Annotated in this window: 21 protein-coding genes; 11 read left to right on the top strand and 10 right to left on the bottom strand. The window is 65.2% G+C overall.

Annotated features, from left to right (window positions below; genetic code table 11):
- Positions 1 to 41: 41 nt before the first annotated feature.
- Together BMI86_RS02955 and BMI86_RS02950 are read left to right on the top strand one after the other, a co-directional pair.
- Entirely contained in the window at positions 42 to 1,457 is a 1,416-nt protein-coding gene (locus BMI86_RS02955) for an aldehyde dehydrogenase family protein (protein WP_078539686.1), read from the top strand.
- A gap of 119 nt (positions 1,458 to 1,576) precedes the next feature.
- Complete coding sequence (locus tag BMI86_RS02950; protein ID WP_078539685.1) at positions 1,577 to 3,178, top strand: APC family permease; 1,602 nt, start codon at positions 1,577 to 1,579, stop codon at positions 3,176 to 3,178.
- Between the two features lie 49 nt (positions 3,179 to 3,227).
- On the opposite strand, the gene BMI86_RS02945 is transcribed toward BMI86_RS02950, so the two are convergent.
- The 3 genes from BMI86_RS02945 to tkt are packed head-to-tail and all read right to left on the bottom strand — an operon-like array spanning position 3,228 to position 7,062.
- Entirely contained in the window at positions 3,228 to 4,103 is an 876-nt protein-coding gene (locus BMI86_RS02945) for a lysophospholipid acyltransferase family protein (protein ID WP_078539684.1), read from the bottom strand.
- 11 nt (positions 4,104 to 4,114) lie between these two features.
- A complete protein-coding gene (locus BMI86_RS02940; protein WP_158522073.1) occupies positions 4,115 to 5,002 on the bottom strand; it encodes a DMT family transporter in 888 nt (295 codons plus the stop codon).
- Positions 5,003 to 5,043: 41 nt separating this feature from the next.
- Positions 5,044 to 7,062 carry a transketolase gene (gene tkt / locus BMI86_RS02935; protein WP_078539682.1) on the bottom strand — a complete coding sequence of 673 codons (2,019 nt, stop codon included), beginning with the start codon at positions 7,060 to 7,062 and terminating at the stop codon, positions 5,044 to 5,046.
- Between the two features lie 200 nt (positions 7,063 to 7,262).
- Here tkt and BMI86_RS02930 point away from each other — a divergent pair, with 200 nt between their 5' ends.
- Genes BMI86_RS02930 through BMI86_RS02920 form a run of 3 tightly spaced genes read left to right on the top strand, consistent with a single transcriptional unit; the run spans position 7,263 to position 8,636 of the window.
- The gene (locus BMI86_RS02930; RefSeq protein ID WP_143594667.1) at positions 7,263 to 7,847 is read left to right on the top strand and encodes a hypothetical protein; all 585 of its coding nucleotides are present in this window, start codon (positions 7,263 to 7,265) and stop codon (positions 7,845 to 7,847) included.
- The gene (locus BMI86_RS02925; RefSeq protein ID WP_078519610.1) at positions 7,840 to 8,217 is read left to right on the top strand and encodes a cell division protein ZapA; all 378 of its coding nucleotides are present in this window, start codon (positions 7,840 to 7,842) and stop codon (positions 8,215 to 8,217) included. Before BMI86_RS02930 ends, BMI86_RS02925 begins: the two co-directional genes overlap by 8 nt.
- Positions 8,214 to 8,636 carry an MliC family protein gene (locus tag BMI86_RS02920; protein WP_078539680.1) on the top strand — a complete coding sequence of 141 codons (423 nt, stop codon included), beginning with the start codon at positions 8,214 to 8,216 and terminating at the stop codon, positions 8,634 to 8,636. Before BMI86_RS02925 ends, BMI86_RS02920 begins: the two co-directional genes overlap by 4 nt.
- Before the next feature lie 68 nt (positions 8,637 to 8,704).
- Here BMI86_RS02920 and purF read toward each other — a convergent pair whose 3' ends face one another.
- The 5 genes from purF to BMI86_RS02895 form a co-directional block, all read right to left on the bottom strand.
- A complete protein-coding gene (gene purF, locus BMI86_RS02915) occupies positions 8,705 to 10,183 on the bottom strand; it encodes an amidophosphoribosyltransferase (protein ID WP_078539679.1) in 1,479 nt (492 codons plus the stop codon).
- A 105-nt stretch (positions 10,184 to 10,288) separates the two neighbouring features.
- Positions 10,289 to 10,900, bottom strand: coding sequence for a CvpA family protein (locus BMI86_RS02910; protein ID WP_078519607.1), 612 nt, complete (start codon positions 10,898 to 10,900; stop codon positions 10,289 to 10,291).
- 22 nt (positions 10,901 to 10,922) lie between these two features.
- Positions 10,923 to 12,287 (bottom strand): DNA repair protein RadA, encoded by a 1,365-nt coding sequence (gene radA / locus BMI86_RS02905; RefSeq protein ID WP_078539678.1) that lies wholly within the window; start codon positions 12,285 to 12,287, stop codon positions 10,923 to 10,925.
- Between the two features lie 4 nt (positions 12,288 to 12,291).
- Positions 12,292 to 13,107 (bottom strand): alpha/beta hydrolase, encoded by an 816-nt coding sequence (locus BMI86_RS02900; RefSeq protein WP_078539677.1) that lies wholly within the window; start codon positions 13,105 to 13,107, stop codon positions 12,292 to 12,294.
- Positions 13,108 to 13,707 carry a 2-hydroxychromene-2-carboxylate isomerase gene (locus tag BMI86_RS02895; RefSeq protein WP_078539676.1) on the bottom strand — a complete coding sequence of 200 codons (600 nt, stop codon included), beginning with the start codon at positions 13,705 to 13,707 and terminating at the stop codon, positions 13,108 to 13,110. It lies immediately after the preceding gene.
- A gap of 111 nt (positions 13,708 to 13,818) precedes the next feature.
- Between BMI86_RS02895 and BMI86_RS02890 the strand changes: the two genes are divergently transcribed.
- The 5 genes from BMI86_RS02890 (at position 13,819) to BMI86_RS02870 (ending at position 17,567) form a co-directional block, all read left to right on the top strand.
- The gene (locus BMI86_RS02890; protein ID WP_078519603.1) at positions 13,819 to 14,838 is read left to right on the top strand and encodes a ribose-phosphate pyrophosphokinase; all 1,020 of its coding nucleotides are present in this window, start codon (positions 13,819 to 13,821) and stop codon (positions 14,836 to 14,838) included.
- 350 nt (positions 14,839 to 15,188) lie between these two features.
- Positions 15,189 to 16,034: a DMT family transporter gene (locus tag BMI86_RS02885; RefSeq protein ID WP_078539675.1), complete on the top strand. Its 846-nt coding sequence runs from the start codon at positions 15,189 to 15,191 to the stop codon at positions 16,032 to 16,034.
- A 102-nt stretch (positions 16,035 to 16,136) separates the two neighbouring features.
- Positions 16,137 to 16,736, top strand: coding sequence for a superoxide dismutase (locus tag BMI86_RS02880; RefSeq protein ID WP_078539674.1), 600 nt, complete (start codon positions 16,137 to 16,139; stop codon positions 16,734 to 16,736).
- 148 nt (positions 16,737 to 16,884) lie between these two features.
- Entirely contained in the window at positions 16,885 to 17,112 is a 228-nt protein-coding gene (locus BMI86_RS02875; RefSeq protein ID WP_078539673.1) for a hypothetical protein, read from the top strand.
- Positions 17,112 to 17,567, top strand: coding sequence for a host attachment family protein (locus tag BMI86_RS02870; protein WP_078539672.1), 456 nt, complete (start codon positions 17,112 to 17,114; stop codon positions 17,565 to 17,567). The genes BMI86_RS02875 and BMI86_RS02870 overlap by 1 nt, the downstream gene beginning before the upstream one ends.
- Positions 17,568 to 17,783: 216 nt before the next feature.
- Here BMI86_RS02870 and BMI86_RS02865 read toward each other — a convergent pair whose 3' ends face one another.
- Complete coding sequence (locus tag BMI86_RS02865) at positions 17,784 to 18,626, bottom strand: DUF1206 domain-containing protein (RefSeq protein WP_078539671.1); 843 nt, start codon at positions 18,624 to 18,626, stop codon at positions 17,784 to 17,786.
- Positions 18,627 to 18,759: 133 nt separating this feature from the next.
- Between BMI86_RS02865 and rarD the strand changes: the two genes are divergently transcribed.
- Entirely contained in the window at positions 18,760 to 19,701 is a 942-nt protein-coding gene (gene rarD, locus BMI86_RS02860; protein ID WP_078539670.1) for an EamA family transporter RarD, read from the top strand.
- Here the strand turns inward: rarD and BMI86_RS02855 are convergent.
- Positions 19,687 to 20,241, bottom strand: coding sequence for a TIGR00730 family Rossman fold protein (locus tag BMI86_RS02855; protein ID WP_078539669.1), 555 nt, complete (start codon positions 20,239 to 20,241; stop codon positions 19,687 to 19,689). The two genes, rarD and BMI86_RS02855, sit on opposite strands and share 15 nt — an antisense overlap.
- Positions 20,242 to 20,259 lie beyond the last annotated feature (18 nt).

Genomic DNA, 20,259 nt, shown 5'->3' with positions numbered 1-20,259 from the left:
TTCCCCTCCCGCGCGGTGAGATGCGCGGCAAAGGAGCCCCGATGGATCACCGCAGTTTCAAGACCCCGGCGCAGGCGTTCGTCGACCTTGCCGCAGGCAATCCGCAGCGCCGCATGGCTTTCGATCCCGCGCAGCGGCGCGCGGCGCTGCAGGCGCTCTCGCGCGCGATCCACGATTGCGAGGCGGAGATCCTCGCGGCGCTGGCCGAGGATTTCGCCAAGCCCGAGGCCGAGATCCGCCTGACCGAGATCCTACCCGTTCAGGCCGAGATTTCGCACGCGCTGCGCAATCTGAAGACGTGGACGAAGGTCCGCCGGGTGCGCCCGACCCGCGCGATGCTGGGCACCCGCGCGCGGATCGTGCCCGAGCCGAAGGGCACCGCGCTGATCATCGCGCCGTGGAATTACCCGCTGGCGCTGTCGCTCGGGCCGCTGGTCTCGGCCATCGCGGCGGGCTGTGCCGCCATCGTAAAGCCGTCTGAGCTGGCCCCGGCCAGCGCCGCCGTGATCGCGCAGATCGTGGAGGAGGCGCTGCCCGCCGATCTGGTGCGCGTGGTGCAAGGCGGGGTCGAGGTCAGTCAGGAACTGCTCGACCAGCCCTTCGATCATATCTTCTTCACCGGCTCGCCGCGGGTGGGCAAGATCGTGATGGCGGCGGCGGCGAAGCATCTGACGTCGGTGACGCTGGAACTGGGCGGGAAATCCCCGGTCATCGTCGGCCCCGGCGCCGACCTTAAGAAGGCCGCGCGGATGATCGCCTGGGGCAAGTTCGCGAATGCCGGTCAGACCTGCATCGCCCCCGATCACGTCTATGTCGCCAAGCAGATCGAAGCCCCATTTCTGGCCGAGCTGAAAGCCGCGATCGCGCGGATGTATGGTAAGACGGAAGAGGCGCAGGCGGCCTCGCGTGACCTCGCGCGGATCATCAACCCGGATCATTTCGCCCGCCTGATGGGCATGATCGAGAGCGCGCAATCCGCTGGCGCAAAGGCCCTGACCGGCGCCACGAGCGAGGCCGAGAGCCGCTATATCGCGCCGACCGTTCTTATGGGCACCGACCCGTCTATGCGCGTCGAGCAGGAGGAGATTTTCGGCCCCGTTCTGCCGGTCATCCCCTTCGACGATGCGGCCGATGTGGTGGCGCGGATCGAGGCCGGGCCGAAGCCGCTCGCCCTTTACATCTTCGAGCGTGACCGCGGGTTGATCGACCGGCTGCGCCGCGCGACCAGTTCGGGCGCGGTGGGCGTCAATGTCGCGCTGGTCCATTATCTGCACCAGAACCTGCCCTTCGGCGGGATCGGGAATTCGGGTGTCGGGGCCGCGCATGGCCATTGGGGCTTCGAGGCTTTCACCCATCTTAAGCCTGTGCTCGAGAACCGGTTCGCGCCGCTTGCGATGCTGATGCCGCCCTATCGCAGCGGACGCATGGCGAAGCTTGCCCAGAAATTCCTGCGCTAAGTCCGACTGCAGATTTCACGCGTGATCGCGTTCCGCCACAAGCACGTGTAATCGCTCCGGTTGGCGAAATCGCGCCCTAGTTGAACCCTTGTGATTAATAAGAAACAGGGGATTAACCAATGGCATCAACAGAAACGATGGCCGGAGGAGGCAAACTGCGGCGTGACGCCGGGGTCATCGGGCTGCTCTTTGCCTCCACCACCTCCATGATCGGCTCGGGCTGGTTGTTCGGCGCCTATCACGCCTCGAAAATCGCAGGGCCGCTCTCGGTCTGGTCCTGGGTGATCGGGGCGGCGATCATCATGCTGATCGCGCTGTGCTTTGCCGAGCTCTCCACGATGTTCTCCAAATCCGGCGCGCTCGTCCATATGAGCCATGCGAGCCACGGCGCGACGCTGGGACGGCTCTGGGGCTGGATGCTGTTTCTCAGCTATGCGCCGGTGCCCGCGGTCGAGGCCGAGGGGATTGTCACTTATGCCAATAACTACTTGCCCTATTTCCTGCGCGGAGACGGGTCGGGCACGCTGACGCTGGTGGGCTTCATCACCTCCGCGCTGCTCCTAAGCGTGCTGGCGCTGCTGAACCTGCTCGCGATTAAGGCGCTGCTGAAGGTGAACAACACCGTCACGTGGTGGAAGATCGCCGTGCCGCTGATCACCGTGGTCGGGCTGATCGCGGCCTCGTCCCATTGGGGCGTCTGGCATGCGGCACCGGGCACCTACAAGGCGCAGGGCATGTTCACCGCCATTCCCGCCGCGGGGATCGTGTTCTCCTTCCTTGGCTTCCGCACCGCGATCGACTTGGGCGGTGAGAGCGCCAACCCCGGCCGGAATATCCCGATGGCGGTCATCGGGTCGGTCATTCTCGCCGCGATCGTTTATATCCTGCTGCAGGTGGCCTTCATCATGGCGCTCTCGCAGGGCGATCTGGCGAATGGCTGGTCGTCGTTGAGCTTCAAAGGCTCTGCTGGTCCCTTCGCCGGTCTCGCGGCGACGCTGGGCATGGGATGGCTGGCGCTGCTCCTTTACGTCGATGCCTATGTCTCTCCCGGCGGGACGGGGCTGATCTACGTCACCGGCGGCTCGCGTATCCTCTATGCGGTGGGCGACACCGAGAGCGGGCCGAGCGCGCTGACCCACACGACCCGTCACGGCGTGCCGTGGCTGGCGGTCGCGGTGATGTGGGCCGTGGGCGTGTTCTTCCTGCTGCCCTTCCCGGCATGGCAGCTGCTGGTGGGCTATATCAGCTCGATCACGGTTCTGACCTACGGCCTCGGTCCGATCGTCCTGATGGTGCTGCGCCGCAGCCAACCCGATGCCGAGCGCGCCTTCCGCTTGAAAGGGGCGGAGTTCCTTGCGCCGCTGGCCTTCATCGCGTCGAACCTCGTGATCTACTGGACGGGTTTCTACACCGACTCGATCCTGTTCGGGATGCTGCTCGGGGGTTTCGCGGTCTATGCGGTCGTCTTCCACGTCGTGCAGAAGAAATCCGCCTCCGAGTTCGGCTGGGGGCATATCGGCTGGCTGGCGCTGTGGTTCGGCGGGCTTTGGGTGATCACCGGACTCGGCACCTCGGAACACGCGCTCAATGTGCTGAACTTCTGGAGCGGGATGGGCCTCGTCGCGGTGTGGTCGCTGGTGGTGATCTGGTTCGCGCTGCGCGCGGCTCTGCCCGCCGAGGAGACCGGCGCGCTGATGGAGCGTATCCAGCGCGGCAACTGAGCCTTTGCGAGATGACGCAAGGGCGCGCGGGGAAACTCGCGCGCCTTTCTTATTTGCGCTTCACCTTCCAGCGGCGATGAATCCAGAGCCATTGCTCCATGTGCTTGAGGATCATCTCCTCCAGCCCGTCATTGAGCGTCTGCGTCATCGCCTCGGGGGTGCTGTGCGGGACGGGCTTGTCGGCATAGATCTTGAAACTGAGCCCGTCCGGCTGGCGGATCGCGTAGATCGGCACCAGATCGGCTTTCATCTTCAGCGCCATTTCCGCCGCCGACAGCGGCGTGCGCGCGGGTAGGCCGAAGAAGCTCAGTTCCGCGCCCTTGTTGAAATGCTGGTCGAAGCCGAAGGCGACCATTCCGCCGTCGCGCAGGAATTTCATCATGTCGCCCAGCCCCCGGCGCGAGCGCGAGAACAGCGGCTCTGCGATGGCCGAGATGGTCGAGACATATTGCTCGTTGAAGAGCGGGTTGTTCATCGGGCGGTAGATCGCGCCGACCCGGTAGCCGCGCCCGGCCAGCGCCGCGCGCCACGCGTCGTAATTGCCGAAATGGCCTGCCGCGAGGACGACGGGGCGACTCTCGCGATGGGCGGCCTCCAGCGTCTCGGCGCCGGGGCCCTCGATCGGCAGATCGTGCACGCGGGCCACGAATTCCTCGCCGGAATAAATCTCCGCCAGCATCCGGCCCAGATTGTCGGGCATCTCGCGCTGCAGCCGCTTGATTTCGTCTTCGGACAGATCCGGGCAGGCGATACGTAGGTTCTCGCGGATTTTGCGGGTGAAGCCGAGGATCGGGGCGAGCCGCGCGACCATCCGCCCCGCTGCGGGGATACGCCGCTCGTAGGGCAGGCGCTGGACCAGCCGCATCACCGCCACGAAAAGGGCATTCGAGGCGCGGTCGGACAGGGTGGGTTCGCGGTTCTTCATCGTGTCGAGTGTCAGGCTCTGGCTTGGCGCGCGGCACGGCGCTCACGCGACCAGACATAGAGGCCAGCCCCCACGATCACAAGCGCCCCGGCAATCGTGAACCCGTCGGGAAACTGCCCAAACATCAGCCAGCCCCAGAAGGACGCGAACAGCAGCCCCGAGTAACCGAAGGGTGCGAGCGTCGAGGCTTCGGCCAGCGCGAAGGCGCGGATCAGCAGAAACTGAGACAGGCTGCCCGCAAGCCCGAGACCGAGGAAAACCCAGAGATCGGACAGCGCGATCGGCTGCCAGATGAAGGGCAGGGCGAGCGACGAAAGCGCAAGCCCGGTAAAGGCGGACCAAAGCTGCGAGGTGGCCGCGCTATCGCCACGCAGGTGGCGCGTCAGCAGCACCGCGCCCGCGAAGCTGAAGGCGGCCAGCAGCGCCAGAAACGCCGCCGGATGCAGCCCGCCGAAACCCGGACGCAGGATGATCATCGCGCCCATGAAGGCCGCCAGAATGCCGAAAATGCGGTGCGGGCCCAGCCGCTCGCCCAGAAACAGCGCCGCGCCCAGCGTCACGATCACCGGGTTGAGATCGCCAAGCGCGGTGGCGGTGGCCAGCGGCACATGTTTCAGCGCGTAGAAGAAGGCCACGATCGCGCCCATCTGGAACAGCGCCCGGCCCAGCTGGAACTTCGGCTGCGCGCTGCGGAGCCTGCGCGGCAGGCTGCCGCGATAGATGAAGGCGAGCACGGCGGCATTCACCGCGAAGCGCGCCCAGACGATCAAGAGCGGGTGATAGCCTTGCCCGAGAAGCTTCGCGAAAGCGTCCATCAAAGTCAGCATAGAGAACGCGCCGAGCATCAGCGCGATCCCCATCCCGGGACGATCGCCCTCGGGATGTGAAGAGGGGGCCACGCCGGGCCCCCTCGCAGTCGCTTTCAACCCGGGCAGAGCCATCAGAGGAGGCTCTTGACCTTCTCGGCCACGGCCTCGGGGGTGATCCCGAACTTCTCGTAAAGCTCACCTGCGGGGGCGGAAGCGCCGAAGCCCTCCATGCCCACGAAGCCGGCTTTCGCCTCGCGGCCACGCTCGCCCAGAAGCCAACGGTCCCACGGCTGGCGCACGGCGGCCTCGACGGCCACACGGACCGAGTTCGGCGGCAGCACGCGCTTGCGGTAGGCCTCGTCCTGCTCGTCGAACAGCTCCATGCAGGGCATCGACACGACACGGGTGCCGATCGCTTCCTTCTGCAGCAGCTCGCGGGCTTTGATCGCGATTTCCACTTCCGAGCCGGTCGCCATCAGGATCACCTGACGCTTGCCGTCGGCTTCGGCCAGAACATAAGCGCCGCGCGCGGTGAGGTTCTGCGGCTTGTACTCGGTGCGCAGCGTCGGCAGACCCTGACGCGACAGCGCCAGAACCGAGGGCGTGCCCTCCTGGTTCATCGCGATTTCCCACGCCTCGGCGGTCTCGATGACATCGGCGGGGCGGAAGGTCAGCGTGTTGGGCGTCGCGCGGCAGATTGCCAGATGTTCGACCGGCTGGTGGGTCGGGCCGTCTTCGCCCAGACCGATGGAGTCATGGGTCATGACATAGACCGTCGGCACTTTCATCAGCGCCGAGAGACGCATCGCGCCGCGCGCGTAGTCGGTGAAGCAGAAGAACGTGCCGCCATAGGGGCGCACGCCACCATGCAGCCACTGGCCGTTCATCGCAGCCGCCATGCCGTGCTCGCGGATGCCGTAATGGATGTAGCGGCCCTTGCGGTTCTCCGGGTTGAAGACCGTCATGTCCTTCGACTTGGTCAGGTTCGAGCCGGTGAGGTCGGCCGAGCCGCCGATGGTCTCGGGGCAGGCGGCGTTGATCACGCCCAGCACCATCTCGGACGCCTTGCGGGTCGCGACTTTCGGCGCGGCTTCGGCCTGCTCTTTCTTGAACTTGCGGATCGCGCCGGTCAGCTTCTTCGAGACGCCGCCTTCCATGATGCGGGTGAACTCGGCCTGCTTGTTGGCCGAGAGCTTGCCGAAGCGCTCGTCCCATTCGCCGCGCTCAGCCGCGCCGCGGGTGCCGATGGCCTCCCATTGCGACTTCACGTCGGCGGGGATTTCGAACGGGCCGTGATCCCAGCCGTAGATCGCCTTGGTGCGCGCGATCTCCTCGTCGCCCAGCGGCGAGCCGTGGGCCGAGTAGCTGTCCGCCTTGGTCGGTGCGCCGAAGCCGATGATGGTCTTGCAGTCGACAAGAACCGGACCCTTGGCTTTCTTCGCCTTGGTCAGCGCCTCGTCGATGGAGGCCGGATCGTGGCCGTCGCAGGCAAACACGGTCCAGCCCGACGCTTCGAAGCGCTTGCGCTGGTCGGTCTTATCGGACATCGACACGCGGCCGTCGATGGTGATGTCGTTATTGTCCCACAGCACGATCAGGTTCGACAGTTCCTGCATCCCGGCAAGGCCGATGGCCTCCTGGGAGATGCCTTCCATCAGGCAGCCGTCGCCTGCGATGACCCAGGTGCGGTGATCGACGAGCTTCTTGCCCCATTGCGCGCGCAGCGCCTCTTCGGCGATGGCCATGCCGACCGAAGTCGCGAGGCCCTGGCCGAGCGGGCCGGTCGTGGTCTCCACTGCGTCGAGCAGGAAGTTCTCGGGGTGGCCGGCGGTCAGAGCGCCCGACTGGCGGAAGTTCTTGATTTGGTCGAGCGTCACCTGCTCGTCGCCGCAGAGATAGAGCAGCGAGTAGATCAGCATCGAGCCGTGGCCGGCCGACAGGATGAAGCGGTCGCGGTCAGCCCATTTCGGGTTCTTCACGTCGAATTTCAGGTGGTTCTGGAACAGAACGGTCGCGACATCGGCCATGCCCATCGGCATGCCGGGGTGACCGGAATTTGCGGCCTGTACCGCATCCATCGCCAGTGCGCGGATCGCGGAGGCAAGTTTCCAATGCTCAGGATGGGCGGCGCGCAGCTCTTCGATTTCCATGAAACGTCCTTTCGCAGGGCAGCAGTTGGATGGGTCCGCGCCCCTGATAGCAGGGATCGGCCCAAGATCAAGCGCGGCCCACAAGTGCTTGGGGCAAAAGGGTGGGCTTGCCCTGTCGCAAAAGGTTAGACTTAACGAAACTCGCAGTCGGCCGCGATTCGGTCATGGCAAGCGAAAAACATGAGGACGAGGAGGCGCGTATGAGTGACATAGCCGAATACGAACGCCGCATCGCTTTCGCGCTAGAGCGGATCGGGCGCGGGGTCGAAGCGCTCAAGCAGCGCGAAGCATTGCAGGCGCAAGCGGCGCAGGATGCCACGCACCAGCTCGAGCCGGAGACCGCAGCGCCTGCCGAGGCGGAATTGCCCCCCGTGCCGGAGGCACCACCCGAAGCGATTGCCGATCCGGCGGAAGTGGCCGAGCTGAAAGCCGCGCTCGCCGCCGAGCAGGAAGCCAATGCGCAGCTCTCCGAACGCGTCCGCGCGATCCGCGAGAAACAGGACACCACGCTGGGCGCGATGGAGCGCAAATACGGCGCCGCCGTGCGCGCACAGGAAGCCGCTTTCAAGGAAGTCGCAGCGCTCAAGCAAGCCAACGCGGCGCTGGTCGCGGCCAATCGCAAGCTGATGGACGAGGGCGTGGCCTTCTCCGAGGAGGCGCTGATGGCCGAGCTGCAAAGCCTGCGCGCCGCGCGCGACGGCGAGAGCGCCGAGCTGGAGCAGATCATCGCGGGTCTCGACCCGATCATCGAAGCGGCGAACCGCGAGGAGGAGACCGATGCCTGAGGTGACGATTTCCATCGGCGGCCGCGATTTTCAGGTCGCCTGCCAAGAAGGTGAAGAACATTTCCTGCGCTCTGCTGCCGGGATGCTCGACAGCGAGGCGCAGGTGCTTCTGGGCCAGATCGGGCGGGTGCCCGAGAGCCGGATGCTGCTGATGTCGGGGCTGATGCTGGCGGACAAGGCCGCAGGCATCGAGGATCAGCTGCGCGACGCAATGAACCGTCTGGGCGAATTGCAGGCGAAGATCGACGAGCTGCAGTCGAACCCGGCGCATGTCGAAGTGCCGATCGTGCCGCCCGAAGTGACCGAAACGCTGGCCGAGATCGCCGCGCGCGCGGAGTCGCTTGCCGACCGGGTCGAGGACGACGCGTGAGGCGGGGGCTCTTTGGCGCGGCGCTCGTAGGTGTCGCGCTGGCGGGACCGGTCGCGGCGCAGGACGCGGTGCAGGGCACAGCCCCGGATGACGGGTCGGTGGAGCGGTTGGAGCCGCTCAATCCGATTGTCGGCGACGGCCCCTCGGCGGTGGTGAACGCCACCTATCATTGCGAGCGCGGCGCGGAAGTGCACGCGGCTTATCTCAACGACACCGATCCGCAGCGCGTCGTCGTGTTTCTACAGGGGCGGCAGGTTGTGATGAGCCATATCCGCTCGGCCGATGGTGCGAAATATGCCGAGGATGGCGAGGGCGAAGCCGGTTATGTCTGGTGGACGCGCGGCGCGCAGGCGATGCTCGACTGGATCGCCGAGGATGGCGAGGTGCAACCGCTGCTCAGGGCCTGCCGCCAAGAATAAGGGCCGCAACGCGGATCAGCGCGGCGGCCCTTGTCTTGTTGGTTCGGGAAACCTGAAGCGTCGCGCGCTTACTCGGCCGCCTTCATCTCGAAACCCTTCTCCAGCTGATCCGACGGCGTGATCGGATACTCGCCCGAGAAGCAGGCATCGCAATATTGCGGGCAGGAATTGTCGCGGCCCTCGGCCTCGCCCACGGCGCGATACAGCCCGTCGAGCGAAATGAATTTCAAGCTGTCCACGCCAACCCAGTCGCGCATCTCTTCTTCGGTCATCTGCGCTGCCAGCAGCTTGTCGCGGTTGGGCGTGTCGACGCCGTAGAAGCACGGCCATGCGGTCGGCGGCGAGGCGATACGGAAATGCACCGACTTCGCGCCCGCATCGAGGATCATGTCCTTGATCTTGCGCGAGGTGGTGCCGCGCACGACGGAGTCGTCGACAAGGACCACCCGCTTGCCCCGAATGAGCGACTTGTTCACGTTGAGCTTGAGGCGCACGCCCATGTTGCGGATCTGCTCGGTCGGCTCGATGAAGGTGCGGCCCATATACTGGTTGCGCGTGATCCCGAGCGCGAAGGGAATGCCGCTTTCCTGACTGTAGCCGATCGCCGCCGGGGTGCCGCTGTCGGGCACGGGGCAGACCAGATCGGCCTCGACCGGGGCCTCGCGGGCCAGTTCCACGCCGATCGCGCGGCGAGTCTCATAGACCGAGCGGCCACCGATCATGCTGTCGGGGCGCGAGAAATAGACATGCTCGAAGATGCAGAAACGGCCGGTGGAGGGGCCGAAGGGGCGCGAGCTTTCGATATGGCCGTCCTGAATGACGACCATCTCGCCCGGATCGATCTCACGGACGAAGTCCGCACCGATGATGTCGAGCGCGCAGGTCTCCGAGCTCAGCACATAGCCATGCTCGCCCAGCTTGCCCAGCACCAGCGGGCGCACGCCCAGCGGGTCGCGCACCCCGATCAGCTTGGTCCGCGTCATCGCGACGATGGAGAAGGCGCCTTCCACGCGGCGCAGCGCATCGGCGATCCGGTCGGCATGCTTGCGCTGGATCGAGCGGGCCATCAGGTGGATGATGCATTCGCTGTCGGAAGACGACTGGAAGATCGCGCCGCGCTCGATCAGCTCACGACGCAGCGCGTCGGCATTGGTGAGGTTGCCGTTATGCGCGACCGCGCAGCCGCCCATCGAGAACTCGCCGAAGAAGGGCTGGATGTCGCGGATCACCGCACCTTTGGAGCCTGCGGTGGAGTAGCGCACATGGCCGATGGCGACATCGCCCGGCAGCGTTTCCATCAGGCTCGACTTGGTGAAGTTGTCGCGGACATAGCCGAAACGGTGGGCCGAGTTGAAGCCGGTGGCGGCGTCATGGGCGACGATGCCGCCTGCTTCCTGACCGCGGTGTTGGAGGGCGTGCAGACCGAGGGCCACGAAATTCGCGGCGTCGGAAATGCCGACAACACCGAAGACGCCGCATTCTTCCTTGAGCTTGTCGTCGTCGAAAGGGTGGGCGTAGTGGGTCTTCTGGGCGGCGGGGCAGGACATGTCATCAGCTCCGTGTGACGCTAGGGGAGGGCGCTTTGGCCCATTTATAGACAAACGCGAGAGGTGTTAACCCCTCGCGCCTGTAAAACCGTCATGTGACTGACATCAATTGTCGGTCGCCGGAGGCAGTTCGTCCGTCCGGGCCGGGGCATCCGCGCCCGGAGGAGCGGGGCAGGCGGCCACAAGTTGTTCGTAACGCTGCACGATCCAGCCGGGTGCATCGGCGGGCATCGATTCGTCGAGTTGGCCCGAGGCGCGCGAGAACACTTTGGCCGAACGCGAGTCATCGACCACCGGCACGGGGTCGTTGCTCATCACGCGGTCATAGACCACGAAGGCCACCGCCACGAGGACCACCCCGCGCAGCACGCCGAACAGGAAGCCCAGACCCTGGTCGATCCCGCCAAGCGCCGAGCGTTGCACGGCCGAGGCGAAGAGCGGCGTGAGGATCGAGAACACGACCAGCGCCACGGCGAAGACCACCGCGAAGCCGCCGATCATGCCCAGCTCGCAGCTTTGGCCGATGAACTTGTCGAGGCCGGGGATCTGCTGCACCAGAGGGCGTGCCTCGTTGGCGAAGATATAGGCGACGATCGCCGCTGCGATCCAGCCGACGATGGCCAGCGCCTCGCGCACGAAGCCACGCGAATAGGCGAGGATCGCCGAAAGAATGATGACGACCGCCACGATGGCATCGACAATGGTGAACCCGTCCATTTGCGCTCCTGTGTTCTCGGCGTTAACCGGCGCCGAACATCTCCCCGGTAAATGTCACGAGATCGCCCAGCTTGCGCAATGCCATCCCGCTCGACCCTTCGGCTTTCGTTCCCGAGGGTGCGATCGCCTGTGAAAAACCAAGTTTCGCCGCTTCTTTCAACCTGTTTTCCGCCTGACCCACGGGACGCAGAGCGCCTGACAGGCTGATTTCCCCGAAAATCACCATGTCTGCAGGCAGTGCCACATCTTCGCGCGCGCTGAGAAGCGCGGCGGCGGCGGCGAGGTCCGCTGCTGGCTCCACCACTTTCATGCCGCCCGCCACATTGAGGAACACGTCGAGCCCCGCAAACGGGATGCCACAGCGCGATTCCAGCACCGCGAGAATGGTCGAAATCCGTCCGCTATCGAGCCCGACCACGGTGCGCCGCGGCGAGGCGAGCGTGGACGGCGCAACCAGCGCCTGAATCTCTGTCAGCACAGGCCGCGTGCCTTCGATTCCTGCGAAAACCGCCGAGCCCGGTGCGGGTTGGCCGCGCTCGGACAGGAACAGCGCCGAGGGGTTGGCGACCTCGGCCAGACCCGCGCCGGTCATCTCGAAGACGCCGATCTCGGAAGCCGGGCCGAAGCGGTTCTTCACCGCGCGCAGGATGCGGAACTGGTGGCCGCGCTCGCCTTCGAAATAGAGCACCGTGTCGACCATATGCTCGATCACGCGCGGGCCGGCGATCTGGCCTTCCTTGGTCACATGCCCCACGAGGATCACGGCGGTGCCGCGCTTTTTGGCGAAGCTCACCAATTCGTGTGCGGCGGCGCGCAACTGGCTCACCGATCCCGGCGCGCTGTCGACATTGTCCGACCACATGGTCTGAATCGAATCGATGATGACGAGGTCGGGGCGCTCGGTTTCCAGCGTCGTCAGGATGTCGCGCAGGGATGTTTCTGCGCCCAGACCGACCGGAGCATCGGCGAGGCCAAGACGTTGCGCGCGCATCCGCACCTGGCTCGCCGCTTCCTCACCCGAGATATAGAGCGCCTTCACGCCTTTGCGGGCGAAGCTGGCCGTCGCTTGCAGCAGAAGCGTCGATTTCCCGATGCCCGGATCGCCGCCCACGAGAACCGCCGAGGCCGCGACCAGACCGCCGCCCAAGACACGGTCCAACTCCTCCATGCCCGATTTCACGCGGGCCGGCGGGGTTTCCTTGGTGTCGAGAGCGGTGAGCGGGATCACCTTGCCCTTCGCGCCCTTCATGCCAGAGCCGGGCGTGGTCGAGATCGGCGCTTCCTCGTGGATCGAGTTCCACGCGCCGCAGGCGTCGCAACGCCCGGACCATTTGGCATGCGTTGCGCCGCATTCGGCACAGCGGAAGATCGCGGATTGCTTGGCCATAAAGTCAGCTGCGGTCCAGATTGGCGGCGATCAGGCTCGCGCATTGCTCGGGATGGGTGGCGGGCAGCATATGGCCCGCGCCCTCTACGCAGGCGACGCCCACGTCCGGAAGACGCGCGGCGATCGCCTCGGCAACCTTCGGCATCGTCGCGGGCGAGCGGTCGCCATGGATGATCATCGCGGGCGCGTCGATCTGCTCGATCCCGTCGGGCCGCGCGATCCGTGCCGGATCTTCGAAATTGGCGCGGCTGATGTTCTCGACCATCGGCATGCACGCGGTGAAGCGCTCGCGCTGCGTCTCGGAATAGCTGTCCCACGGTTGACCGGTGCCCCAGTCGCGCATGAAGCCGCGCGCCGCCGGCTCGTAATCGCCCGCTTCCATCAATTGCTCGAAATGGTCCTGCTTGGCCCGCAGGTCCTGCCAATCTGGGTCGTGCTCGGGGAGCGCCGCGAACAGGACCGGCTCGATCAAGGTCAGCGAACGGACGGCTTCCGGCGCGCCCACCGCGATGCGCAGCGCGACCGAGGCGCCGAAGCTATGCCCGATCAGGTCCACGGGGCGCTCTATGAAGCTGGCCGCGATCCGCGTCACCAGCGTCTGGAAGCTGCCCGGCTCGCTCGTGTCGCCGCGCCAAGGGGCGGATTGCCCGTGGCTCGGCTGATCGAAGGCGACGGCGTGGATCTGCTGGCCCAGCGGTATCAGCGCCTTCGCCCAGAGGTTCGAACTGCCCAAAGTGCAGTGGATCGCGATGGCGGGGCGCTCGCCCTGACCGAAGCTTTGCCAGAATACTTCCGCCCCTTGTCGTTGATCACGCGGCATTCAGAGCGTCCCCAGATAGTCGTCGAGCAGCTCCAGATGGTCCTGACCCCAGAACCGCTCGTCGGTATCGGTCACGATATAGAAGGGCGAGCCGAAGACACCGGCCTCGACCGCGTCCTCGAGGTTCTTCTCGTAGGTGACCGCGCCATCGAAGAGACCGGTGGTCGCCAGATTGCCGTCAAAGCCGTTGGCTTCCAGCGCCGCGCGGATCACCTCGTCCGAGGCGATATCCTTGTCCTCGGCCCAGCAGGCGCGCAGGATCGCGTTGACCAGACCGCCCACATCGCCGCCACCGGCTTTTTGCGCCGCGATGATCGCGTAGGAGGACGGTGCGGGGTTCGGCGGATAGCCGGGCGGGGTGGTGTTCATCTCCATCCCGAGCCGCGCCGACCAGCGCTTGAGCTCCTGCATCCGGTATTCCATCCGGCTCTGGTGGCGCTGCGCCGGGCGCACCCCGCCGGTGCGGTCGAACAGGCCCAGAAGGTCGAGCGGTTTATAGGTGACTTCGGCTCCGTGACGCGCCGCGATTTCTTCGAATCGCGGGCCGCCGAGGTAGGCCCAGGGGCTGAACGTGCCGAAATAGTAGTCGATCCGTGCCATTCATAACACTTTCTTGACAGTCGAAATTGCCGCCACGCTACCCCGGTGCTAAGGCAGGCGCAATCAAGCGAATCCCGCCGGCACTGACCGGCGTCACGAAGGAACTGGCCCATGTCCGTCGTCACTGAACCGAAGCTCATCTCCGGAAATTCCAACAAACCGCTCGCGCAATCCATCGCGCGGCGCATGTCGATGCATCGCGGCATGTCCGTCGGTTTGGTGGATGCGCGGGTCGAGCGTTTCAACGATGGCGAGATTTTCGTCGAGGTTTTCGAGAACGTCCGCGGCGAGGATATGTTCATCATCCAGCCGACCTCGAACCCGGCCAATGACAACCTGATGGAACTGCTGATCATCACCGATGCGCTCAAACGCTCCTCGGCCGATCGCATCACCGCCGTGATCCCCTATTTCGGCTATGCCCGTCAGGACCGCCGCACCAAGGCCCGCACGCCGATCTCGGCCAAGCTGGTCGCGAACCTGCTGACCGAAGCCGGGGTCGACCGCATCCTGACGCTCGACCTGCACGCAGCCCAGATCCAGGGCTTCTTCGACATTCCGGTGGATAACCTCTACGCCTCGCCGGTCTTCGCGCTCGATATCCTGCACAACTTCAAAGGCCAGACCGACGATATCATGGTCGTCTCGCCCGACGTGGGCGGCGTGGCCCGCGCGCGTGAGCTGGCCAAGCGGATCGACGCGCCGCTCTCCATCGTCGACAAGCGCCGCGAGAAGGCGGGCGAGGTTGCGGGCATGACCGTGATCGGCGACGTGAAGGGCCAGAAATGCATCATCGTCGACGACATGGTCGACACGGCAGGCACGCTGTGCAAGGCCGCCGATCTGCTGATGGAGCACGGCGCGACCGAGGTTCACGCCTATATCTCCCACGGCGTCCTGTCGGGTCCGGCGGTTGAGCGCGTGACCAATTCGGCGCTGAAATCGCTGGTCATCACCGACTCGATCGAGCCGACCGACGCGGTGAAAGCTTGCCCGAACATCCGCATCGTGCCGACCGCGCCGATGTTCGCGCAGGCGATACTGAACACTTGGTCGGGCACGTCCGTGTCGTCGCTCTTCGAGACCGACACGCTCGTTCCGATCTACGAGGGCATGTACACCCGCGACTGATCCGCGGTTCGCCCGAGACAGGAAAAAGGCCCGGATCAGAGCGATCCGGGCCGTTTTTCATTGCGCCCGATCCCGAGCGCCGGGTTACGAGGCTTTCTTGAGCGCCTTCTTCGCCTCTTTTAGCTTCTTTTCCTGACGCTCGACCTTGGCCTTGCGCGTCTTCACTTCCTGTTTCAGCTCTTTGAGCTTCGCTTTCTTCGCCATGATCAGGCTCCTCCGTGTCAATCCCTAGCAATAGCATGGTGCGGCAACGGTCCCGCGATGTATAGGGCCGGGCGTCGAAGGCGTTGTTTTCGCGTCGGACAAAGGTCGGGCTGGACAGCGCCGCGTGGCGCGGCGATGACTTGAGCATGCGCCTTTTCGCCCTCACCGCCCTCGTCATGGTCGCCTTCGCGGCCAATTCGGTGCTCAACCGGATGGCGGTGCATGATGCGGGCTGGGGGCCCGCCGCGACGGGCTTCGTGCGGCTCGCCTCGGGGGCGCTGGTGCTGCTGATCCTTGCGATCCGGGCGAAGGGCGTACGCGGACTGCGCCTGCCGGGCGCGGTGCTGGGCGCCGGCGTCGCGACGCTGGCGCTTTATATCTTTGGGTTTTCCATCGCGAGCGGGCTGATCGACGCGGGCGTCGGCGCGTTGACGCTGTTCGGGATGGTGCAGATCACCATGTTCGCGGGCGCCCTGTGGCTGCGCGAGGCGATCTCGCTCTGGCGCTGGATCGGGGCGGGGCTGGCCTTCGCGGGGCTGGCTGTCCTGCTGCTGCCCGCCTCGGGTGCCGCCCATATCGACCCGAGGGGCTTCGCAATGATGGCTCTAGCTGGCGTTGGCTGGGGGCTCTATTCGCTCAACGGACGACGCGCCGGCGATCCGCTGGTCGCGACCGCGCTCAACTTCGCACTCGCCACGCCGCTTGCGCTGATCTGGATGCTGAGCGCGGGCGATTGGGGGCAGGGGGAAAGCTGGGGCTGGACGCCTGCGATCCTCTCGGGCGCGGTGACCTCGGGGCTGGGCTATGCACTGTGGTATCGCGTGATACCGCAAATCCCCGCGAGCCTCGCCGCCATCGCTCAACTCTCCGTGCCCTTGATCGCGGCGCTGGGCGGGGCGGTTTTGCTCGCGGAGACGCCTTCGGCACGCTTCTGGCTGGCCGCGGCGCTGGTGATCGGCGGGATCGCCCTCTCGCTGAGGCGAAAAACCTGAGCGCATCTCTCGGATTTTCGGGCCGGAAACGGCTTGACCTCGGAACCTCCAGCGCTTCTTTAGTGTTTGACACACGTACCTTCGAACTAATGAGAGGACATCATGGCTTTTGAACTTCCCGATCTTCCCTATGCCCACGACGCACTCGCGGATCTCGGCATGTCGAAGGAAACCCTCGAATACCACCACGACATTCACCACAAGGCCTATGTCGATAACGGCAACAAGGCGATTGCCGGTACCGAATGGGAAGGCAAGTCGGTCGAAGAGATCGTGAAGGGCACCTACCAGCCGAACGCGGTTGCGCAGAGCGGCATCTTCAACAACGCTTCGCAGCATTGGAACCACACCCAGTTCTGGGAAATGATGGGTCCGGGCGCCTCGGCCATGCCGAGCGAGCTGGAAAAGGCGCTGACCGAAAGCTTCGGCTCGGTCGACAAGTTCAAGGAAGACTTCGCCGCCGCAGGTGCGGGCCAGTTCGGCTCGGGCTGGGCATGGCTCGTGAAGGATACCGACGGGTCGCTGAAAGTGACCAAGACCGAGAACGGCGTGAACCCGCTGTGCTTCGGTCAGACCGCGCTTCTGGGCTGCGATGTTTGGGAGCACTCCTACTACATCGACTTCCGCAACAAGCGCCCCGCCTACCTGTCGAACTTCCTCGACAAGCTGGTGAACTGGGAAAACGTCGCCTCGCGCATGTAATTTCCGCGCGCGATACGAATTGGAAGGGCGTCCTGCGGGGCGCCCTTTTTCGTTTGGTTTTTCCGCGACGGAACGACCCTGCGCAGGAACCGCAGGGCAGACGAAATGGTTTTCTCCTCAGTGATACGAAAACGAAGAGGAGGACGACATGGCCGAGCGCATTCGCTCCAACGATGGCAGACGCGAGACCGAAGAGGTTCTTGGCGAAAAGCCCGAGAACATCGAAACCCCGGACGGGCAAGGCAGCTCGGGCGGGAACCTCAATCGCAAGGTCGGCACGCGCGACGAGAAGAAACGACTGGATGAAACCTCCGCTGGCGCCACGCGCCCGCTCGGTGGCGACGAGCGTGACAGCGGCGAAAAGGAGAAGATGTAATGACCAAACTCTCCAAGGGCACTTGGGTCGTCATCGCAGATGGTGAGAAGGCGCTGTTTCTGGAAAACATGATGGATGACGAGGATCCCAACCTCGTCGTGCGTCGCGTTGACGAGCAGGAAAACCCGCCGGATCACGAGCAGGGCACCGACAGCCCCGGCCGCATGGCCGATGACGGTCCCGGCCATCGCTCAGCTTTCCAGGAGACCGACTGGCACGAGCTGGCGAAGATGCGCTTCGCCGACGATCTGGCCGAGCGGCTCTACAAGATGGTCCACAAGGGCCGGATCGAGCGGCTGGTGATCGTTGCGGCCCCGCGTGTCTTGGGCGAAATCCGCTCTGCACTGCACAAGGAAGTCTCCGACGTGGTGGTGGCCGAGATCGACAAGACGCTGACCAATCACCCGCGTGACGAGATCGAGAAGCTGGTGAAGGAAGAGCTCGCGACCGCCTAATTCGCGCCGCGATGCGATGACAGGAAAAGCGCCGTGCGGGTCTCGTACGGCGCTTTTTCATTGGGGATTTGGGAGGCGAGTAGGGAGCTTTGCGCTGGCGGTCCGAGCGCCACAGATCGCTCAACCCGCCATGCGTCTCCGGCCGTCTGTCGCGCAACGCAAAAACGCCGCGCGAGACCCGCGCGGCGTTCGTTGGATGAGAAGGATCGAGGCGGCTCAGTCGTCGCTCTCGAGGCTCTGCTTGAGCGTCTCGATATCCGGGTCGCTGGCGCGCGGCACGATCCGATAGACCGCGTTGACGAAGCAGAACACCGCGAACCCGAGAAGCCCCACGCAGATCGCCCCGGTCAGGAACTGCCCGAACGGGTGTCCGCGCAGCCAGTCGAAGACTTTGCCGAGACCGCCCGCGCTCGAGGGATCGTAGCTGTAAGCCGCATAGACGATCAGCGCGCCCATGATCGCAATCACCACGCCCTGCGCCACAAGCCCCGCTTGCAGCACGATATTGGCGCGCCGCGTAACCTCGTTGGCTTGCAGATGTTTCAGATAGGCCTTGGTGATCCCCTTATAGAGATAGTAGCCCCCCGCGCCGATCACGATCAGCCCGATGACACCAAGTGCGATGCGCCCCATCGGCGCGCCGAGCACCGTCGAGACCAGCTTGCTCGATCCGCCGCTTTGCGTCCGCGCGACCAGAGTCGTCACCGCGATACCGCCGATGCCCAGATGCACGAGGCCGCTCACGACGAGGCCGATCCGTGCGAACCACCCCTTCATCTCGGACCCATAGGCCTCGAGATCCCAGACCGCATCCACCACGCGCCAGATCGCGTAGGCCGCCATGCCGAGCGCGATGGCGACCAGCACCACGGCGCCCCAGCCGCTCGACAGCTTCTCCAGAACCTGCTTGGTGCCCTCGGCACTGCCGCCATGAAAAAGCGACCAGAGCGAGACACCGGCGACGACGATATAGACCAGCCCGCGCCCCCCGTAGCCCGTGCGCATGACGGGCACTGCCCAAGCGAAATCGTCGGGGTCGTGGCTGTTGGTGGCGGACATTGGCGGTCTCTCTCGGTACTGTGAATTGACGCAGACCCAATGCGTGGACGAGCGCACAGGTTCCCGTGAGGCGCAGCCTTTCCTTTCGCCCGCCAATCGGTCAGGGTCGCGCGGTTGAGAGAAGGGAATTTCGATGAACGAGGCGGTCAAAGGGTTCTGGGCGATGGTGACCGCCTGCGTCATCTGGGGTCTGTCGGGCCTTTATTACAAAATGCTCGACGGGATGCCGCCGATCGAGGTGCTCGCCCATCGCACGCTCTGGTCCTTCCTGTTCTTCGCCGTGATCCTCGGGCTGAAAGGCCGCCTTGGCGAGCTTTGGGCCGCGCTGGCGGAGCGTCGCGGACGCGGGGCGCTGGTGATCGCGACGGCGGCGCTGATGATCTCGGCCAACTGGTTCACCTTCATCTGGTCGGTCCATTTCGGCCATGCGGTGCAGGCGTCGCTTGGCTATTACATCTTCCCGCTCGTGGCCGTCGTCCTCGGGCTGATCGTCTATCGCGAGGCGCTGAGCACGCGGCAGTGGATGGCGGTCGCGCTGGCGGCCACCGCGGTCATCGTCCTGACGATCGGGCTGGGCGTCGCGCCTTGGGTCTCGCTGATCCTTGCCGCGACTTTCGGCACCTACGGTCTGATCAAGAAGGGGCTGCGCGCGGGCCCGATGGTCTCGGTCTGCGCCGAGGTTCTGCTGCTTTCGCCGGTCGCTCTGATCGTGCTCTGGGGCTATCACGCGGGCTGGTGGGGCAGCGCGCCCGGCGCGGGCCATTTCGGCGGTGACTGGAAGACGACGCTGCTTCTGATCTTCTCTGGCCCGCTCACCGGCACGCCGCTCTTGCTGTTCGCCTATGCCGCGCAACGCGTGCGGATGGCGACGGTGGGGCTGGTGCAATATCTCAACCCGACGCTGCAATTCGCGGTGGCGACGCTGGCCTTCGGCGAGACGGTCACGATCTGGCACGCGATCGCGCTGGGGCTGATCTGGACGGCGCTCGCGCTCTATTCCAGCGCCAACCTGCGGATGCGCCGCCCGCAGCCTGCGGCACAGCCCGCCACGCAGCGCGGTTTAGGCGAAAGCTGAGACGAGCGCGCGTTCCAGCTCCGCCACGCTGCCGACCGTCACGACGAGATCGCGCAGCGATGCGTCCGCGAATCCTTCCTCGATGACATGGTCGATCAGCGCCTCGAGCGGCGCCCAGTAGCCCTCGATATTGAGCAGATAGATCGGCTTCTCATGCAGGCCGATCTGGCGCCATGTCAGGACTTCGAACAGCTCGTCGAGCGAGCCCGCACCGCCCGGCAGCACCACCACCGCATCGGCGTTCATGAACATCACCTTCTTGCGCTCGTGCATTGTCTCGGTGACGACGAAGGTGGTCAGGTCGCGCTTGCCGACCTCGCGCGGGAAGAGATGCTCGGGGATCACGCCGAAGGTGCGCCCGCCCGCGGTTTGCGCCGCGCGTGCGACCTCTCCCATTAGCCCGACATCGCCCGCGCCGTAAACCAGCTGCCAGTCGCGCGCGGCGAGCATCTCTCCGGTTTCCTGCGCTGCTGCCGCATAAGCAGGCTTCGCGCCCGAACGAGAGCCGCAATAGACACAGACGGAACGGGGAAGGGTCATGACGGTGTCTCCGAAAAT

Source organism: Thioclava sp. DLFJ5-1 (assembly GCF_002020115.1).
Taxonomy (GTDB): domain Bacteria; phylum Pseudomonadota; class Alphaproteobacteria; order Rhodobacterales; family Rhodobacteraceae; genus Thioclava; species Thioclava sediminum.
The sequence above is the reverse complement of the archived record's forward strand: the minus strand, read 5'-3'. Positions and strand labels throughout refer to the sequence as shown.

Bases quoted from the DNA above. Each gene is read 5' to 3' on its own strand.
- BMI86_RS02865 (WP_078539671.1), bottom strand. From the start codon at position 18,626: ATGTCCGCCACCAACAGCCACGACCCCGACGATTTCGCTTGGGCAGTG.
- purF (WP_078539679.1), bottom strand. From the start codon at position 10,183: ATGTCCTGCCCCGCCGCCCAGAAGACCCACTACGCCCACCCTTTCGAC.
- rarD (WP_078539670.1), top strand. From the start codon at position 18,760: ATGAACGAGGCGGTCAAAGGGTTCTGGGCGATGGTGACCGCCTGCGTC.
- BMI86_RS02900 (WP_078539677.1), bottom strand. From the start codon at position 13,107: ATGCCGCGTGATCAACGACAAGGGGCGGAAGTATTCTGGCAAAGCTTC.
- BMI86_RS02910 (WP_078519607.1), bottom strand. From the start codon at position 10,900: ATGGACGGGTTCACCATTGTCGATGCCATCGTGGCGGTCGTCATCATT.
- BMI86_RS02885 (WP_078539675.1), top strand. From the start codon at position 15,189: ATGCGCCTTTTCGCCCTCACCGCCCTCGTCATGGTCGCCTTCGCGGCC.
- BMI86_RS02890 (WP_078519603.1), top strand. From the start codon at position 13,819: ATGTCCGTCGTCACTGAACCGAAGCTCATCTCCGGAAATTCCAACAAA.
- BMI86_RS02925 (WP_078519610.1), top strand. From the start codon at position 7,840: ATGCCTGAGGTGACGATTTCCATCGGCGGCCGCGATTTTCAGGTCGCC.
- radA (WP_078539678.1), bottom strand. From the start codon at position 12,287: ATGGCCAAGCAATCCGCGATCTTCCGCTGTGCCGAATGCGGCGCAACG.
- BMI86_RS02950 (WP_078539685.1), top strand. From the start codon at position 1,577: ATGGCATCAACAGAAACGATGGCCGGAGGAGGCAAACTGCGGCGTGAC.
- BMI86_RS02930 (WP_143594667.1), top strand. From the start codon at position 7,263: ATGAGTGACATAGCCGAATACGAACGCCGCATCGCTTTCGCGCTAGAG.
- BMI86_RS02880 (WP_078539674.1), top strand. From the start codon at position 16,137: ATGGCTTTTGAACTTCCCGATCTTCCCTATGCCCACGACGCACTCGCG.
- tkt (WP_078539682.1), bottom strand. From the start codon at position 7,062: ATGGAAATCGAAGAGCTGCGCGCCGCCCATCCTGAGCATTGGAAACTT.
- BMI86_RS02855 (WP_078539669.1), bottom strand. From the start codon at position 20,241: ATGACCCTTCCCCGTTCCGTCTGTGTCTATTGCGGCTCTCGTTCGGGC.
- BMI86_RS02895 (WP_078539676.1), bottom strand. From the start codon at position 13,707: ATGGCACGGATCGACTACTATTTCGGCACGTTCAGCCCCTGGGCCTAC.
- BMI86_RS02875 (WP_078539673.1), top strand. From the start codon at position 16,885: ATGGCCGAGCGCATTCGCTCCAACGATGGCAGACGCGAGACCGAAGAG.
- BMI86_RS02870 (WP_078539672.1), top strand. From the start codon at position 17,112: ATGACCAAACTCTCCAAGGGCACTTGGGTCGTCATCGCAGATGGTGAG.
- BMI86_RS02955 (WP_078539686.1), top strand. From the start codon at position 42: ATGGATCACCGCAGTTTCAAGACCCCGGCGCAGGCGTTCGTCGACCTT.
- BMI86_RS02945 (WP_078539684.1), bottom strand. From the start codon at position 4,103: ATGAAGAACCGCGAACCCACCCTGTCCGACCGCGCCTCGAATGCCCTT.